9 protein-coding genes and 1 pseudogene are annotated in these 16,781 nt (G+C 43.2%); 6 read left to right on the forward strand and 4 right to left on the reverse strand.

Going from position 1 to position 16,781, the window contains the following annotated elements:
* The first annotated feature begins 633 nt into the window (after positions 1–633).
* The 4 genes from cobN to MSWH1_RS19800 all read left to right on the forward strand — a co-directional run bounded on the left by cobN (position 634) and on the right by MSWH1_RS19800 (position 11,395).
* A complete protein-coding gene (cobN, locus tag MSWH1_RS01405) occupies positions 634–5,631 on the forward strand; it encodes a cobaltochelatase subunit CobN (protein WP_231585529.1) in 4,998 nt (1,665 codons plus the stop codon).
* Positions 5,632–6,196: 565 nt separating this feature from the next.
* Positions 6,197–10,546, forward strand: a complete 4,350-nt coding sequence (locus MSWH1_RS01410) for a cobaltochelatase subunit CobN (RefSeq protein ID WP_231591862.1) — start codon at positions 6,197–6,199, stop codon at positions 10,544–10,546.
* A 452-nt stretch (positions 10,547–10,998) separates the two neighbouring features.
* Positions 10,999–11,181, forward strand: coding sequence for a hypothetical protein (locus MSWH1_RS20445; protein WP_255350477.1), 183 nt, complete (start codon positions 10,999–11,001; stop codon positions 11,179–11,181).
* Positions 11,147–11,395, forward strand: coding sequence for an adenosylcobinamide amidohydrolase (locus MSWH1_RS19800; RefSeq protein ID WP_255350478.1), 249 nt, complete (start codon positions 11,147–11,149; stop codon positions 11,393–11,395). Before MSWH1_RS20445 ends, MSWH1_RS19800 begins: the two co-directional genes overlap by 35 nt.
* A gap of 73 nt (positions 11,396–11,468) precedes the next feature.
* On the opposite strand, the gene tsaA is transcribed toward MSWH1_RS19800, so the two are convergent.
* The 3 genes from tsaA to tnpA form a co-directional block, all read right to left on the reverse strand.
* Positions 11,469–11,894 (reverse strand): tRNA (N6-threonylcarbamoyladenosine(37)-N6)-methyltransferase TrmO, encoded by a 426-nt coding sequence (gene tsaA / locus MSWH1_RS01420; protein ID WP_048125427.1) that lies wholly within the window; start codon positions 11,892–11,894, stop codon positions 11,469–11,471.
* Positions 11,887–12,507 carry an FmdE family protein gene (locus tag MSWH1_RS01425; RefSeq protein ID WP_048125429.1) on the reverse strand — a complete coding sequence of 207 codons (621 nt, stop codon included), beginning with the start codon at positions 12,505–12,507 and terminating at the stop codon, positions 11,887–11,889. The genes tsaA and MSWH1_RS01425 overlap by 8 nt, the downstream gene beginning before the upstream one ends.
* Positions 12,508–12,951: 444 nt before the next feature.
* Positions 12,952–13,347, reverse strand: a complete 396-nt coding sequence (gene tnpA, locus MSWH1_RS01430; RefSeq protein ID WP_048125431.1) for an IS200/IS605 family transposase — start codon at positions 13,345–13,347, stop codon at positions 12,952–12,954.
* Positions 13,348–13,393: 46 nt separating this feature from the next.
* Between tnpA and MSWH1_RS01435 the strand changes: the two are divergent.
* Positions 13,394–14,279, forward strand: a pseudogene (locus MSWH1_RS01435) (RNA-guided endonuclease TnpB family protein).
* Between the two features lie 823 nt (positions 14,280–15,102).
* On the opposite strand, the gene MSWH1_RS20450 reads toward MSWH1_RS01435, so the two are convergent.
* A complete protein-coding gene (locus tag MSWH1_RS20450) occupies positions 15,103–15,231 on the reverse strand; it encodes a hypothetical protein (RefSeq protein WP_255350479.1) in 129 nt (42 codons plus the stop codon).
* Positions 15,232–15,888: 657 nt separating this feature from the next.
* On the opposite strand from MSWH1_RS20450, the gene MSWH1_RS01440 reads away from it, so the two are divergent.
* Positions 15,889–16,677 (forward strand): winged helix-turn-helix domain-containing protein, encoded by a 789-nt coding sequence (locus MSWH1_RS01440; RefSeq protein ID WP_048125433.1) that lies wholly within the window; start codon positions 15,889–15,891, stop codon positions 16,675–16,677.
* Positions 16,678–16,781: the final 104 nt, after the last annotated feature.

Here is a 16,781-nt window from a genome sequence, read left to right on the forward strand (position 1 = left end):
CGATATTTGAGTGAGTAGCCCAGTTTATAATATTTACAAATGTATTTTCAAATCTTGATGTTAATTGCTTTTTTAACCCAATTATCTCGATTTTGATTGTTTATCAGAGCCGCAATTAACATTATTAACGTGTTATTCAGTTTACTAATCCGATCTTGGTTTGAATGTGTAACATATTATAAACCTTCAGCAGGAAATCCGTTAAATCTTCAGATTTAGCGGGTAGTTGACTCCGTTCTTTGTACTATTTTTTTTCCTTTTTTGTTATCTTTATGGCTAATATCTATTACCCAAAATCGCAGTTTTTTATGTAAGTAAAGTAAAATTGCGTTCAAATTCTTTTATATATTTGTGTTTTGAGGTGAACAGTTAATAATTCTTTGAGGCGATGGCTATCTAAAACATATTTCAATGACTTCATTTGAATGGCATTATTCTCTAAATTAATTAGTAAAGTTTACTTTAGTTGTTGATTTGTGGTGTACTTTTATTTCTCTTTAGATCTGATCCGCCTGGTCTGCTGGTGGAGATCTAAAGCTGAAATTAAAGAGTTTACTGCAAGCAGCATACAGAATCAAGATTATAATATATTTTTTGCACAGTGATCCAATTAATCATTCTGGAGTAGGAATTATGAACGAACACTTGAATAAAAAAAGAAACCCTCTAAATAAAATATTTAAAGCCTATGGATTGATTATTTTAATCCTTTTAATGCTGTTTTCTACTTCTCCGGTGGCAGGAAGTGAATCCATCCAGTATGAACTTGTTGCCAGCACTACAAGTGATGCTGAAGGCAACTATCTGCTTTCCGGAATTCCCGATGGGAACTATACGCTTGTTGCTCTTTACAATGAGGACAAATGGCGTCGGGCTGACGAACAAATCCAGGTCCAGGGAATGGACCTTTTGGTGAACCTTGACACCTCAAGCAGGGGTATTGATGCAAACGAATCCCAGGCTCTTCTTGACCTGACTGGCAGTGGGATTGACCTGACAGGAAGTGCTACAATCAGCGGGCTCACCCGCCAGAAACAGATGGGTGGTGACCCTACATCTCTGGGGTTCACAAACGTTCTTTTGTTGAGGGAAACGGTAACAGAAACTCCGGTAACCCCCGACACCGGTCAGCAGCAGGAAACTACTTCTCCGGTGGCAGGAAATGAATCCATCCAGAATGATTCTCCAGTGGCAGGAAATGAATCCATCCAGTATGAACTTGTTGCCAACACTACAAGTGATGCTGAAGGCAACTATCTGCTTTCCGGGATTCCCGATGGGAACTATACGCTTGTTGCTCTTTACAACGAGGACAAATGGCGCCGGGCCGACGAACAAATCCAGGTCCAGGGAATGGACCTTTCGGTGAACCTTGACACCTCAAGCAGGGATATTGATGCAAACGAATCCCAGGCTCTTCTTGACCTGACTGGCAGTGGGATTGACCTGACAGGAAGTGCTACAATCAGCGGGCTCACCCGCCAGAAACAGATGGGTGGTGACCCTACATCTCTGGGGTTCACAAATGTTCTTTTATTGAGGAAAACGGTGACAGAAACTCCGGTGACCCCCAGCACTGGCCAGCATCTGGATATTGCCATTGTGACCGGGTACCGGAGCCATGAACTTCCCCTCAAAAACCTGATGGAGGATATCAATAATAACAGCAGCTTGGACCTGACTCTTAGCTGTTTTATGGCTGACTACGTAATGGAAAATGACGTTGACCTGAGCGGGATGGATATTATCTACATCAACATGCTTAGCCCTTCAACCGCCCAGAAACTCACACCCACGGTGGATGAAGTGATTGCAAGTGGGGGTGTGGTTATTGACGATGACACCCTGCTGAATGAGAGCATCCCGCTTTCTGCAGACCAGGTAGAGGGCTACAGGGAAAAGCTGAACAATTACTGGCTTAACGGGGCTTATGATCAGAGCAACCTGAAAAATCTTATATTCTGTATCGCTAACGATTGCTGCGGCAGGTCTGACCTCCTGTACGAGGATCCGCACACTCTTCCAGAAAGGGCGATCTACCATGCGAACATGACCGGTTACTTTACCGATTCTCTGGATACCTACCTTGTCTGGTACTCTAACAGAAGCGATGGAGGGCATGTCTACGATCCGGCAAAGCCCACAGTTGCAATTACCATGTACCAGAGCTATTTCCCCTTCCAGATTGAGCCAATTGATGCTCTGATCTCAGAACTTGAAGCAAGGGACTACAATGTTATTGTCACTTACGGGTCGGATTCCTTTCCCTCCGGGGACTTTTTCAAGCAGGGGGATGAAGTCCTTGTGGATGCGATTATTTCTTTTACGTACTTTGGCAACAAGTTTGATGCTGAAGAGCTCGATGTGCCTGTAATCAACGGCATTGTTAACAATTACATGAACAGAACAGAGTATGAAGCCAGCAGCAGCCCTCTTCCTGCAGATAAGATGATGAAACTCGATATGCAGGAACTCTGGGGGGCGATTGACCCGGTAATAATGGCTTCAACAGAACTAGACTCCGATACCGAGACAGAGATGTCAGTTCCCATAGACTATCAGTTGGACTGGCTCGTTGACCGCGTCGAAAGCTGGGTAAACCTCGGGGAAATTCCGGAATCCGATAAAAAAGTTGCTATAATCTATTATAACCATGGAGGGGGAAAGGATAACATAGGAGCTTCCTATCTCGATGTTGTTCCCAGTTTGTCCAGTCTTCTTGACGCCATGGCTGCCGGAGGATATACCCTGAACGAAAGCCAGGTCCCTAACGAGACCGAACTCCTTGATCTGATGCTTACTCAGGGTCTCAACATAGGGACATGGGCTCCGGGAGAACTTCAGAAAATGGTTGATACAGGCAAAATCGTTCTCGTGCCGGAAAGCACCTATGAGGGATGGTTTTCGGAGCTTCCTGAAGAGAGGCAACAGGACGTCATTGGCCAGTGGGGCTCTGCACCCGGAGAGATCATGGTCTGGGAAAACGAAAGTGGAAAATACCTCGTAATTCCCAGAATAGAGGTTGGAGAGAATGTGCTTCTGGCTCCACAGCCTTCAAGAGGCTGGCTTAATGACAACGAAGCTCTCTATCATGACAAAGATCTACCTCCTCACCACCAGTACATTGCGTTCTACCTCTGGCTCCAGCATTCCTCTGAAGAAGGGGGATTTGGCAGTGATGCTCTGGTCCACTTCGGCAGGCATGGGACTCAGGAATGGCTACCTGGAAAAGAGTTCGGACTTTCGCGGTACGACTGGCCTTCCCTCATGATCGGAGATCTGCCCGTGATTTATCCTTACGTTATGGATGGGCTTGGAGAAGGTAATGAGGCAAAACGCAGAGGAGGAGCAGTCATCATTGACCACCTTGTCCCCCCGATTATTTCAGCAGGAAGTTATGGAGCTTACGCAAACCTGAGTGAGGCTATCTGGAACTATGATCAGGCAAGAGCAGACGATTCCCTTAAATCAGCCCACAGGTCTGAGGTTTTAAACCTGACCCTGTCTCTTTCCTTGGATGACAAATTCAACATGACAGAGGCGGAAAACAACGAGACTTACTTTAATACTACTTTCCTGGAAGGGCTCGAGGAACTGCTGGAGGATTATAAGAGCCAGTCAATGCCTTATGGGCTGCACATCCTGGGCACAAGCCCGAAAGGGGATCAACTTGTGGGTATGGTAAATTCCATGCTTGGTACTGATTTTGCTGACTCGGTAAATAAATTCAATGAAACCGAAGGTGCCCAGCTCTATCTGCTGGATCTTGTTCTGAATCAGGGGTTTAATTCCACGGATGCTCAGATGCAGGTACTCGGGACAGGCAATGAAACTGTCACTAACTTCCTTTCCAGTGCAGAAGAATATGCTGCAAATCTGGCTCTTGGGGAAGAGGAAATCCAGCAGGTCCTTAATGCTCTGGACGGCAGGTTCATCCCTGGGAATCTGGGAGGTGACCCCGTTAGAAACCCTGAAACTCTGCCTTCGGGAAGAAACTTCTATGCTTTTGACCAGAGGATAGTGCCAACAGAAGCTGCCTGGACGCTCGGGCAGGAGATGGCTGGCCAGATGCTTGAAGCCTATGTTGCCGAGCACGGGACATATCCGAAAAAGGTAGCTTACATTCTCTGGGCCGGGGAAACCACCAGGCACGAAGGGGTTATGGAAGCAGAGATCTTCTACCTGCTCGGGGTCAAACCTGTGTGGAACAACGGTAGGGTAGTTGATGTGGAAGCTATCCCCATGGAGACCCTGGGCAGGCCCAGAGTTGATGTGGTGATCCAAATTTCGGGTCTCTACAGGGATATGTACCCTGGCAAGGTGGTCCTGCTGGACAAAGCCGTAAAATTGGCTTATGCTCAGGAAGACTCCCCCAACTATGTCCGGGAAAATGCTGAAGCTCTGAAAGCCTCTTTGATGAGTGAAGGTTCCATTAATGAAAGTCAGGCGCTGGATCTGGCTCTGCTAAGGATTTTTGGGTCTTCGGACGGCGCCTACGGTACAGGTCTTCCTAACGCGGTCTCTGCAAGTGATACCTGGGAGAGCAACGATGTGCTGGCAGACCTTTACATCAGCAAGATGTGCAATGCCTACGGAGAAAACGTCTGGGGTGAAAACCTGAGGGGTCTTTTCGAAAAGAACCTTGCAGATGTTGAAGCCACAGTGCACAGCCGGAGTACAAACCTCTATGGGACTCTTGATAATGATGATTTCTTCCAGTATCTGGGAGGGCTGAATCTCGCAGTCAGCTCCGTTTCGGGAGGAGAGTATCCGGATTCATTTATCACGAACATGCTGACCGGAGGAGATGAGAAGGTTGAAACTCTGGAAAAGTTCCTCATAAGGGAAACATACTCTCGCTATTTCAACCCCAAATGGATTGAAGGTATGCAGGAACATGATTATGCAGGAGCCCGGGAAATGGGAGACTTCATTGAGAACCTCTGGGGCTGGGAAGCCACAAACCCGGATTTGATCACCGATGATATGTGGAATCAGGTGTATCAGACTTACATGGCAGACCAGGAACTCAGTGACTGGATCAAACAGAATAATCCTCATGCATATCAGTCCATGACGGCAAGGATGCTGGAGACCGCTCGCAAAGGCAGCTGGGATGCCTCGGCTGAGGTCCTCGAAAGCCTGGCTGCGGAATACGCAGAGTCTGTGGTCGAAGATGGGGTAACCTGTTGCCACCATACCTGTGGGAACCCTCTTCTCAACAGCTACGTATCGGGCCTGGTCTCAGTTCCGGGTTTCACCGAAGCAATTGAAACGGCTACACAGAAATCCCTTGAGCAGGAAGAGCCTGAAAAACATCATAGTAGCAAAGGGCACCAGACAAGTGTTGCTGAAAAACTCAACCAGACTGCAAGCAATGGGGAATCAGCCAGCAACCAGTCTGTTCAGAATTCCGATTCAGGCTATGGGGTAGACTCCCCGGAACCCGCTCCAGAAGTCCAAAAAGTCGTGGACTCTGATTATGTTGAAGGCTACGAGATGCAGAAGGAACCGGCCGATGAAACTGAAAACAGTGGCATGTCCTTCTCGGGATCTGATATTGTCGGGATCCTCTTTGTGGTGGTAGCAGCCGGGGGAATTTACCTGGGGATGCGGAAGAAGAAGATGTAAATTCCGGCTCAGGTATGAGTTCGGTGAAAATCAGGAAAGTGGTGTTTTAACATGCCTTATTCACCACTTCCTGTTCTATTTTAGAAGTCAAATCTAAAAAAAGACTCTTAAAACTATATTGTTCCTAAGTTCCGCCTCTTTAGGTGCATATATGCTTTTCCGTAAATATGTAAGGTCAGAAGATTACGGTTTAGAGGTTCTACCTTGAATTTGATGTGCTTAAGTTATGCGCATGGGTCGGTATCAGGTGACATTTATGTGCTTAAAAATGCGGAACTAAGGATTGTTCTTTTTATGTTTTTTTCTTAAAAAATCCCAAATTTAGAAAATAATTGAAAATCAGTCCTTTCCTCCATTTCTACAATAAGCTGGGACTGTATACAAAAGGTGTTTCTATATGCTTGGATATGGGTGTATCTCTATTAATAAAAACTTTTGTATAAAATTTATAACTTCTGTATTGCTGTTAACGCTTCTAAGCTCGCTGACATCAACAGCCACAGCATCGGAAAATACATTCAGTTTTGTGCTGGGAGCGAAGAACAACACGGAGGCACTTGAAGCTGTGCTAGTGGAAGATAACCCGGGAGTAACTGTAAATCTCTATAATGCCACCGAGGCAAATTCCACGGACTTCAGTTCGGAAAAGGTACTCTTTTTGGCCTCCCTTGACGAGGGGGCCCTCGCAAAAATCAATAGTAAGCTGAACCAGAGTGCACACATCGTTTCTTATGACCTTCCCGAAGGGTTTGACCCTGGGAACTCAAACGACTCGAATATGACGGAGCTCTGGGAAACCGGAGGGTACCACAACATAAAAACGCTCATAAGATACATGAATGATACGTTTTATGGAGGAGGCGTTCAGGTTCCGGAAAAGCTTGAAGTTGCTTTTGTCTTTTCCAGGGAAAGTGCCGTACTGACGATGGATAAAGTGGCTCTTGACCCGGAGTTCCCAGGGGTCATTAATATCAGTACGTACTTCGGGCGTTCCAATGAGGACCTTAGCTTCGATCTCAGTGATAAGGACATTGTAATAATGAGAGACCTTGATGCTCAGGTAATAGAAGCTATTTCTCCGACTGTCAATCAGGCAAAAGCCAACGGGGCTTATGTTATCAGTGTGGGAAGCCTGATCCAGTCTTACAACCTGCACAATGTCAACCTCTCGGACCCGAATTATGCTGATATTACTGAATATTTCACATATGATTCGGAAGAAAACTTCAAGAGGCTTTCTACTTTTGTGGGAGTTAAGTTTGCAGGGAGTTATGAAGTGATCGAAGAGGCCGTTTCCCGTCCTTTATACGGGCTTTACCATCCGGATGCTCCGGAAATTTTTTCATCTCCTGCTGAGTACCTTGACTGGTATGGCACGGTGGGCTATGACCCTGTAAAGCCCACTGTAGGGATTGTATGTGATAGTTTCAAGTACATCGAAGACAGGGACGGGCCACTTGTGGAGGCTCTTGTTGATTCTTTCGAGTCAGCTGGTTGCAATGTGGTTGTTGTTACTTATTCCTACAAAGATTCGGGTTCCCGGGACTACTTAATGCTGAACGGAAGCTGTATCGCAGACAGTGTGGTCATAATTTCTCGAGGCTCTAGATTTAACTATTCCGACTCCTATCAGGGCATCGAAGATCTCAAGACCTGGAATGTGACTCCCCTGAATGGGATTCGCCTTTTCTATGATGTGAGTGCAGAGGAATGGGAAAACTCCTCTCACGGCGTCGGTCCCGAGCAAACTTATCAGCTTTCGGTTGCGGAGATGGATGGGATCATCGAGCCCATTGTGATCGGTTGTAAGGACCCTTCTATTGGAGATTCAGTTTATTATCCCATCGACTACCAGGTAGAATGGCTGGTAAACAGGACAATTTCCTGGACTGCACTCCACCACAAATCAAACTTCGAAAAGAAGATTGTAATCCCCTATTACGCTGCAGAAGCCGGAAAAGCTGAAATTGGAGCTGATATTGACTACTACCTGGACGCCCAGGCAAGCCTTGCAAACCTCCTTTTAGCAATGAAGGAAAGGGGATACAACCTAGGAAACGACAACCTTCCGGACAGGGATGAACTTGCCAAAATCATGCTGGAAAGAGGGCATAATGTGGGGGTATGGGCTCCCGGTGTTCTCGATTCCCTTGTTGAAAATGGGGATGTTATCCTCATCCCTGAAGCCAGGTATCTTGAATGGTTCGGAGCTCTTCCTGAAAAGAAACAGGCTGAGATGGAAGATATCTGGGGCCCTGCACCCGGGGAGATCATGGTCTGGGAAAACGGGACTGGAAAATATCTCGTAATTCCGAAAATCGAATATGGCAATGTACTGCTTGCTCCCGACCCGATGTGGGGCTGGGATCAGGACGAGTCCGTGACCTACTATGACGGTTCGATCTCTCCTACTCATCAGTGCCTGGCTTTTTACAAGTACATGGGGGAGGAGTATGGGGCAGATGCTCTTTTCACGATCTTTTCAAGTATTGAGATGATGCCCGGAAAGGAATCAGGGCTTTCCGCAAAGGACTGGGGTGCGATTCTACTGCAGGACATGCCTATAGTTCATGTACTTCCAATGGATGCTGAAGGGATTTTTGATAGGCGCAGGGCAAACATGCTGGTTGTGGACTTCCTAACCCCAACCATTGTGCCTTCTGGACTTTACGGGAACCTGACACTGCTCCAGCAGGACATAAGCCTGTTCGAACAGGCATCTGATCCGGCAGTCAAGGCCGAATACAGAGAACTCATCCTTAATGCTACCCGGGAACTTTGCTTGGATACAGACTTGGAGGTGGACTTTGAAAGCATTGCCGGAAACGAAACAAAAACTGATGCCTTTATAGAGGATCTGGACGCTTATCTTGGGGAACTGAAGACTGTCTACATGCCTTACGGTTCGCATACCCTCAGTGAACCCCCGGAGGGGGAAAGCCTGGTAGCAATGGTCGAGGCAATGCTTGGAGATGATTTCAAAGCCCACGTTGAGGAGCTAAATTCTACGGAAGGGCTGGCGACAGTACTTCTCAACGAGACTATACTTTCCGGAAAGACAGCTGAGGAAGCCCAGAATCTGGTGCTGGGTATGACTTCGGAGAATGTAACGTCCGACCTCGAACTTGCCCTTGAGTATACGGAGAGAATCAATGCTTGTGCTATTGAGATCCCGCGTATTCTCGATGCTCTGGAAGGTAAATACATCCCTCCGGGACCGGCTGGAGACCCTGTAAGGAACCCGGATGCTCTTCCGACCGGAAGAAACCTCTGTACCTTTGATGACCGTTTAATTCCTACTAAAGCTGCCTGGAATGTGGGAGCCAAACTAGGAGACGAACTCCTCAAAAAGCGCCTCGTTGAAAATGGTACCTATCCTGAAAAAGTCTCTTTCCTGCTCTGGTCTATCGAGACTTCAAGGAATCAGGGGACCATGGAGTCTGAGATCTTCTACCTTCTTGGCGTGAAACCGGTATGGGACAGCAAAGGGCGGGTACAGGACGTGGAACTGATCGATTCGGATGAACTCGGAAGGCCCAGAATAGATATTCTGGTCACTACTTCCGGGTCCTACCGCGATATGTATGCAAGCCGGCTTCAGTTAACCGATAGGGCGGTAAAACTTGCAGCAAATGCTCCGGATAATGAAACCTATCCTAACTACGTGAAACAGAACTCCAGGGAGACCAAGGAAGCTTTGCTGGCTGCCGGCTATAATCAGGAAACCGCTGAGAATCTTTCCACATCTCGTATTTTCTGCCCTCCACCCGGTTCATATACTCCGGGAATCGAAAATGCCATTTCTGGAGCGGACTGGGAAAACAGGGAAGAGATCGCAGACCTCTACATCAACCGGATGGGATACATCTACGGAGAAAACATCTGGGGAGAACAGTATACGGATATCTTCCGGGAAAACCTCGCTGATGTGGAAGTCGGGGTCTTTAGCCGGACTTCTAATGTTTACGGAGTTCTTGAGCACCCGATGGTAGCAGCCTATTTCGGAGGGCTTTCCATGGCAGTGGAAAGTGTGAGAGGCAGCAGTCCCGATCTGTACATCAATAACCTGCGCAACTCCGGGCAGGAAGGGATGGAAACCCTGCAGCACTTTCTGAGCCGGGATCTTCGTTCCCGCTATATGAATCCGACCTGGGTTGAAGGCATGATGCAGGATGGATACGACGGTACTCGCTATATGAATTCCTTTGTAGAAAATATGCGGGTCTGGGAAGTTGCTACTCCCGATCTTGTTACGGAGGATATGTGGAACGAGGTCTACAAAACATATCTACAGGACCAGTATGAAATGGGGGTTACCGAGCACCTGAAAAATACGAACCCTTATGCCTATCAGTCAATTACTCTGAACCTTCTAGAATCCGTAAGGAGGGAAGACTGGAATCCTCCTGATGAAGTCCTGGAAGAACTCGCCAGGGAGTATGCGGAATCCGTGGTTAAAGATGGGGTCACCTGCTGCCATCACACCTGTGGAAACCCTTTCCTTAACAGCTATGTATCGGGTCTGGTCTCTGTCCCCGGTTTCACTGAAGCAATTGAAGAGGCTACGCAGGCATCTCTTGAGCAGGATACACTTCAAAAGCACAGCAGTAAAGGGCACCAGACGAGTGTTGCCGAAAAACTCAACCAGGCAAATTCGACATCAAGATACGTGGACAGCAATCAGACTGTTCTGAATTCGGATGCTGGATACGGCGTTAATTCTCCGGAACCTGCCCCTGAGGTCCAAAAAGCTGCAGATTCCAATTACGTTGAAGGGTATGAGATGCAGAAAGAGGCTGTTGAAAATGAGGACTTGGGAGGGATGTCTTTCTCGGGTGCGGATATTTTAGGAACTCTTTTCGTACTGGTAGCAGCCGGAGGAATTTATCTGGGTATGCGGAAGAAAAAATTGTAAACAAAAATGATGTAAGGATTGTAAACAAAAATGATGTAAGGATTGTAAACAAAAATGATGTAAGGATTGTAAACAAAAATGATGTAAGGATTGTAAACAAAAATGATGTAAGGATTGTAAACAAAAATGATTCAAGTAAAATTTGAAAAAGGGTATTTTCCCCTTTGTTGCTGTGGTTTGCCAGGAACTTTCTCGTCGTGAGATCAAGGGATTTGAGGTAATCCCCGCAGTTTACGAACAATTATGTTAAAGACTCGACCTTGTAATCAAGGGGGATTTTGAAGCCCTGAGTTCGGGTCTGAATGGTGGCAGAAAGCACATTAAATGTCTGTTTAACCATAAGGTTGATTGGGAGTTTATGCACCCGGATCCTTTGAAGTATCTGGATGGTCTTGCTGTTTCTCTCAATATAAATGGTCCGTCCCTATTTCGGACTTTTAACGACGGTGAATATGGACAACCTTTGTATCATGAAGGATGATTATCTGACAACCTTTGTCGCCGGGGGCGTTACGAATCCTTCCCCTTCCGCTACCTACAAGCCGGGAATGATCAATATCATCCTTGTAGTTGGCGGGATAATTTCAGAGAGTGCAATGAATGGCAGGTGCTATAATTACTGCCACGGAAGCTAAGGGGCTTGCTCTCTCTGAAATGGGGTACGGGTTTTTAGGGACCACAACCGATGCAGTTATTGTAGCATATCAGAATGGTTTGGGACCATATCTCGAATATTCAGGTTCTTATACGGACTTTGGCAGGAAGATCACAAGAACGGTTTTTGAATGTGTAAAAGAAGGGGTGACAAAAACTATGAAGGAACTTGAATCTGATGAAACTAAAATATAGGTGATGACCGAAAAAGATGCAAGTAAAGTAGAAAAGGGATTTTGTCCCTTTGTATTTGTTTTAACTTTTATTTTCAGTTCGTGCCTTCTTCTATTCTCTTAAAGTAAGGCTTTATATCCAGCACAGGCGTCCCGTCGATGGCATCAAGACCTTTTACGTAAAGCACGTTGCCTTCTACTTTTAAAAGCTCTACAATGGTAAGCCCTATCCCATTAGGGCGGTATGGGCTTCTGCTTGCAAAAACTCCGGACATCTCTCCATCATAGCGGCGGCGGTGGATTAGTTTATACCCTTTCGATTTGCTGAAATAAAAGAGGATATACAGTTTTTCAAGCTCTTCTACCCTATAAAGCCCTTCTTCTAGGTTTTTTCTCAGAATGATTTTTGAAACCTTCTGGTAGATTTCTTCATTATATCCCGGTTCAAGGTAGTCATTCTCAACGTGTCCTATGGGGGTAAACTCGACCTTGTTGGGATTTTTCTCCGTATTTTCATTCATCTTTTGCCTCAAAACAGGAGATACAAACTATTTCTCCATTTTTCACCCTTCCCAGGGGTTCCATAAAGCCTTCTCCGCACTTACTGCATATGACGGTAGGGTAGATTATGGCTTTTTCCGGAGGCTCGATTTCCACTTCACTGACACGGAAAATTTCTTCTTCTGGCATTTCCAGGATTCTCTGGCTTTTTGCATCATGTGAAGCCTGAAACTCTTTTGCTTCTTCGGGAGTTGCAGTGCCTGCTCTCAGTTTTGCGAAAAGTGTTGTGTGTTTATCGTCCTGGGGGAGGGCGTCGGGTTTCAGGGAAATTCTCAGGGCTTTTTTGTCTCCTCTCTTGAAAAATGTATATACATGCTTTCCGTGCTCTTTAAATATGAGATTTCCTTTCCCGCAGGTGCAGCCGTTGATCGCCTGAATCGCATCTACCGCACATGACCGGTTTTCCACAATTGCAACAAGTTCTTCATCTTTGCTCCTGTCCTCAAAACGTTCTGCAGCCAGCATAGCCACTCTGTACCCTATAGAAATACCGGGGCAAATATGTCCGTGGAACTTTACAGCGGTATCAAAATTAGCGTCATTGAAATCCAGTTTTTCAGCTCCTACTTCCATTATTTTTCTGATGCGTCAGATTAATTTAATTAACGAGTTTCATATTCTCTGACTACTATTTATAAATTTTGTATTTAATTATTATTACAAAAAAAGTCTGAAGTACTATCGGCAGGTCGATCACCTGTATTATTTTAAAAAGCTTTAAAATTGTAGTGTTACTCTACCTCTCTTTATTCTTTTACTTTCATATACCGCAGATATAAGGAACATCGGATCTTCAGCCTGTTCTTTTATATCTCTTTTAATATTTATCTTACCTACCTATCTGGATATCAGTTTGGCCTTCAAAGAAGTCAGGTCTTCAAAGTAAAAAAAGAGAAAAACCAGTGCATCGATTCCAAAATAAATGCTTTGTTTAGCAGGAAATTCGTTGATATATAGATTTATATGAAGAAGCGTAAAACCCCTGAGTCTTTAGCTCAGGGGATATAAGCGTCAACTTCAACCCTGATTCCGTATGTAATATTCTGCCGCCTCTTTACTAACATTTCCGATAGTAGACGCAAAATAACCATCACTCCATAACGTATTCTCACCCCAATAATACTTTTTCATATATTCTTTTTGAGTTTTCCATAACCTGTTAGTATATTCTTGTTTCAATTTTCTGACAATTGACAAAACGCTAACTTTCGGCTCACTCTTGATCAAGAAATGAATATGGTCTTTGTCAGTTTCCATTTCAAAGATTTCAAAGTTAGACTCTTTTGAAATGTCAATCATAATCTGTTTGAGTTCTTCGCTAATTGGTTCAAGTATGACTTTTCGGTATTTGCAAACAAAAATAACATGATACATTAACAAAAATTTGCTATGATTCCGTGTTTCATACTTCATATTTACCAAAAAGTATATCTATTGTTAAAGCATATACTGCCTTTGTATGATGCAAGCGTTCAAATTTAGACTCTATCCTACAACTACACAAGCTATTCAATTGAATCAGCATATAGGTAGCTGTAGATTTGTCTATAATTGGGCACTTGACCAGAAAATTAAAACTTATGAGCAGACAGGGGAATCAATTTCCAGATTTGACTTAAACAAATTAATTCCTACTCTAAAGGCTTCTAATGAGTGGTTAGGAGAAGTTAACTCTCAATCATTACAGGGGATGACTAAGCAGGTTGAATCCGCTTTCACTAGATTCTTTAGAGAGAAAACAGGGTTTCCAAAGTTCAAATCAAAAAAGAATCCGATACAGTCTTTCCCTGTACCTCAACACTACACTGTAAACTTTGAAAATAATACTATCAAGCTTCCTAAAATAGAACCAATTAAAGCAGTTCTTCACAGGAAGTTTGAAGGAGAGCCTAAAACGGCTACGGTATCAAGGACATGTAAAGGACATTACTACATCAGTATCCTTGCTCCATGACAAAATAACAAATCAGAGAAATGACTTCCAGAACAAACTCTCTTTTAGACTTGTTAGCGAAAACCAAGCTGTAGCTCTGGAAACTCTAAATGTTAAAGGCATGGTTAAGAATCATCACTTAACACAGGCTATAAGTGATTCTGCGTGGAGTAGTTTTGTAACAAAGTTGGAATATAAGGCTCAATGGTTTGGAAAAACCGTCCTGAGAATTGGACAATTTGAACCCTCTTCTAAGCTATGTAGTGTGTGTGGATACCACAATAAAGAGCTTCAGCTAAAAGACAGAGAATGGATTTGTCCAAACTGTAAAACCAAACACGATAGAGACATTAATGCCGCTATCAATATCAAAAAATTCGCTCTCATAGATCAGAATCTAATTGGATTATGACACCGTAGGGACTACGGGGATGAGCTTGGGGACTTGCCCTCAATAGAGGGAGGAATGAACCAAGAAGCCACTCAGTCTTTAGCTGAGTGGTAGTTCACTCAAAATCTAAGGTTGTGAATATACTTTTGAATCATAGCAATTATATAGATATAAAAACCGGTAATTATATGGATCTCTGAACCAATTTACAAAGAGGACAAATATACGAAGAATCCTTTGAATTATTAGCTGGTTTTAGCTTTGGTAGGTAAAAATTTAATTTTTGATAATTCTTGTTGATGACGATTTTAAAATGATACCCCATAATTATATGCAGTTTTTAGGTTTACATATGACCAACTATTAATCTATTATACGTAACTTCTATGAAAAGACGATTCCGTGCTTTTATAGGTCGTGAGAGTTGGGTCATATGTTAACCAGCTTTAATCCTGGTAAATGGCTGTCTAATGTTTTATAACGATATCGAGAAAAATATTTTATTTTATACTGTCAACCTACCGAATGTAAGGTTGACTATCTACAACCAGGCAATTAAGAAGATTTTTTCATTTTGAAAAGAGAATTCAGGTTTAAGATAATTCAGGTTTAAGATAATTCAGGTTTAAGGTAATTCAGGTTTAAGATAATTCAGGTTTAAGATAATTCAGGCTTTATAATTTTTCTATAATAAGGATAATAGGGACCTTAATTTCCCATTCAGAGGTCCCTACCGATGATCCAACCCCGTTTGACTGAGAGATAACCCATTAACTCCCAATCTCTATTACTTTTTATGGTTTCTAATTATATAACATAAACTATATGAAATATTGTTTACTATTCAAATTATGCATACCCTTATTTTTTTAGCTGCCTTTAAAATATTTACTTCTGTCTCTTTTTTTGTTATCATTAAAAATTTCAAAATAGTTAAAAACAATCCTTTTTTTTGTTTTCTTTTCTTCTTCAAAATTTATCTCAGGATTTAAGTATTTACAATTGAAATTCTTTTTAATCTAAATATTTCAAATCTAAGGTTTCAGCTTATAATTTCTATACTAAGAACCTTTCCTATCAATAAGTTCACCAATCTGGGCACAACCGACTAAATTTATTCAAACTGGGCTATATATTTTTTAAAAGTCGGGTGTCATGATAACTCCGAATCCATAGTTTTTTATGGATTATTATTCTTCAAAAATATTGGTGTTAAAATTGGGAGCCGCTTGCCACCTCTGATTTGGCTCCCAATTGTGTGATTCAACCCCTACGATTAAGAGAAAAACCCCTTAACTCTTAATCGTTAACTTCCTCTTTATGTTATAGGGGTATATAACCTATACGACCTTAAAATTTGCTTCTCATTAAATTATTTAGCTGCTTCAAAATCACGTTCTTTTGGCTTGAAAAATTATATTTTACATCCTCAATTATAATCTTTTTTTACTATGTAATATTTATTTGGATTTATACGTTTTTGTCCACGCAGTAGACTATATTTTTTTCTACAGACACGCGATCATCTCCAGCCAATTGCTAATATTTTTTGGGGAAAACATTTCTTTGGAAAAAAATTGCTGGGAGACACGACAGATATTTATTAAGTGTTTCCATATATATCAAAAACATGAACAGCTCACTTCTCGAATTAATCTTCCTCTCTGAAAAAAGGAAAGATCTTCTTTTATTTTTGAAGGAGGGGCCAAAAACGATCGAGGAAATAAAAAACTATCTGGATGCCAGTTCTGTAGCTGTCCTTCCTCAGCTCAAAAAACTAAGGGAAGCTTCTCTGGTATTCAAGACAGAAGACGTTTACATCCTGTCTCCTCTTGGCATAGCGGTAGCCGGGAAAATGCAGGTAATGGTGAGTTTGTTAAACGTTTTTGGTAACTGCTACGAGTACTGGGCAAACCATGCAATTGAGTGCATACCTACCCCTTTAAGGAACAAGATTGGAGATCTGGAAAACTGTACATTCTCCGAACCTCCTGACAGGACACGTCTTTTTGATCCTCACAGGGAATTTGTGGAAAACCTTGCAACATCAAAACGAATAAAAGGCATTGCCTCCATTTTCCACCCTCTTTACCCGTCTCTTTTTCTCACTTTCGCAAAAAAAGGAGTGGACATATCCATTATTGTAACCCGGCCGGTTTACGAGAGAATAAAAGAGGAATATCGAACTGAATTTCGAGAATTTATACATTTCCGGAATGCATGTTTCTATGTTTGTGACGAAAAAATAGAATTATCTCATGCTGTCACTGACAGGTTCCTCTCTCTAAGTCTTCCTTTTTCAGACGGCACTTTTGACCATAAACAGGATGTAATGTGTTTCTACCCCATTGCCCTTCAATGGGGAGAAGACCTTTTTGCTTACTACAGGGACAGATCAGAAAAAATAAATGAGATCTGAATCTAAGCCAACTACCCGCTAAATCTGAAGATTTAACGAATTTCCTGCTGAGGGTTTATGAATCCGGGGCTTTATCTTCTGAGATCGGGAATAATCGGAAGATA

The sequence above is a fragment of the Methanosarcina sp. WH1 genome (assembly GCF_000970005.1).
Taxonomy (GTDB): domain Archaea; phylum Halobacteriota; class Methanosarcinia; order Methanosarcinales; family Methanosarcinaceae; genus Methanosarcina.

What these genes read in the sequence shown, in the direction of transcription:
- MSWH1_RS01425 (WP_048125429.1), bottom strand. Translation starts at nt 12,507, where the DNA reads ATGGAAGTAGGAGCTGAAAAACTGGATTTCAATGACGCTAATTTTGAT.
- MSWH1_RS20445 (WP_255350477.1), top strand. Translation starts at nt 10,999, where the DNA reads ATGGACAACCTTTGTATCATGAAGGATGATTATCTGACAACCTTTGTC.
- MSWH1_RS01440 (WP_048125433.1), top strand. Translation starts at nt 15,889, where the DNA reads ATGAACAGCTCACTTCTCGAATTAATCTTCCTCTCTGAAAAAAGGAAA.
- MSWH1_RS19800 (WP_255350478.1), top strand. Translation starts at nt 11,147, where the DNA reads ATGGCAGGTGCTATAATTACTGCCACGGAAGCTAAGGGGCTTGCTCTC.
- tsaA (WP_048125427.1), bottom strand. Translation starts at nt 11,894, where the DNA reads ATGAATGAAAATACGGAGAAAAATCCCAACAAGGTCGAGTTTACCCCC.
- tnpA (WP_048125431.1), bottom strand. Translation starts at nt 13,347, where the DNA reads ATGAAGTATGAAACACGGAATCATAGCAAATTTTTGTTAATGTATCAT.
- cobN (WP_231585529.1), top strand. Translation starts at nt 634, where the DNA reads ATGAACGAACACTTGAATAAAAAAAGAAACCCTCTAAATAAAATATTT.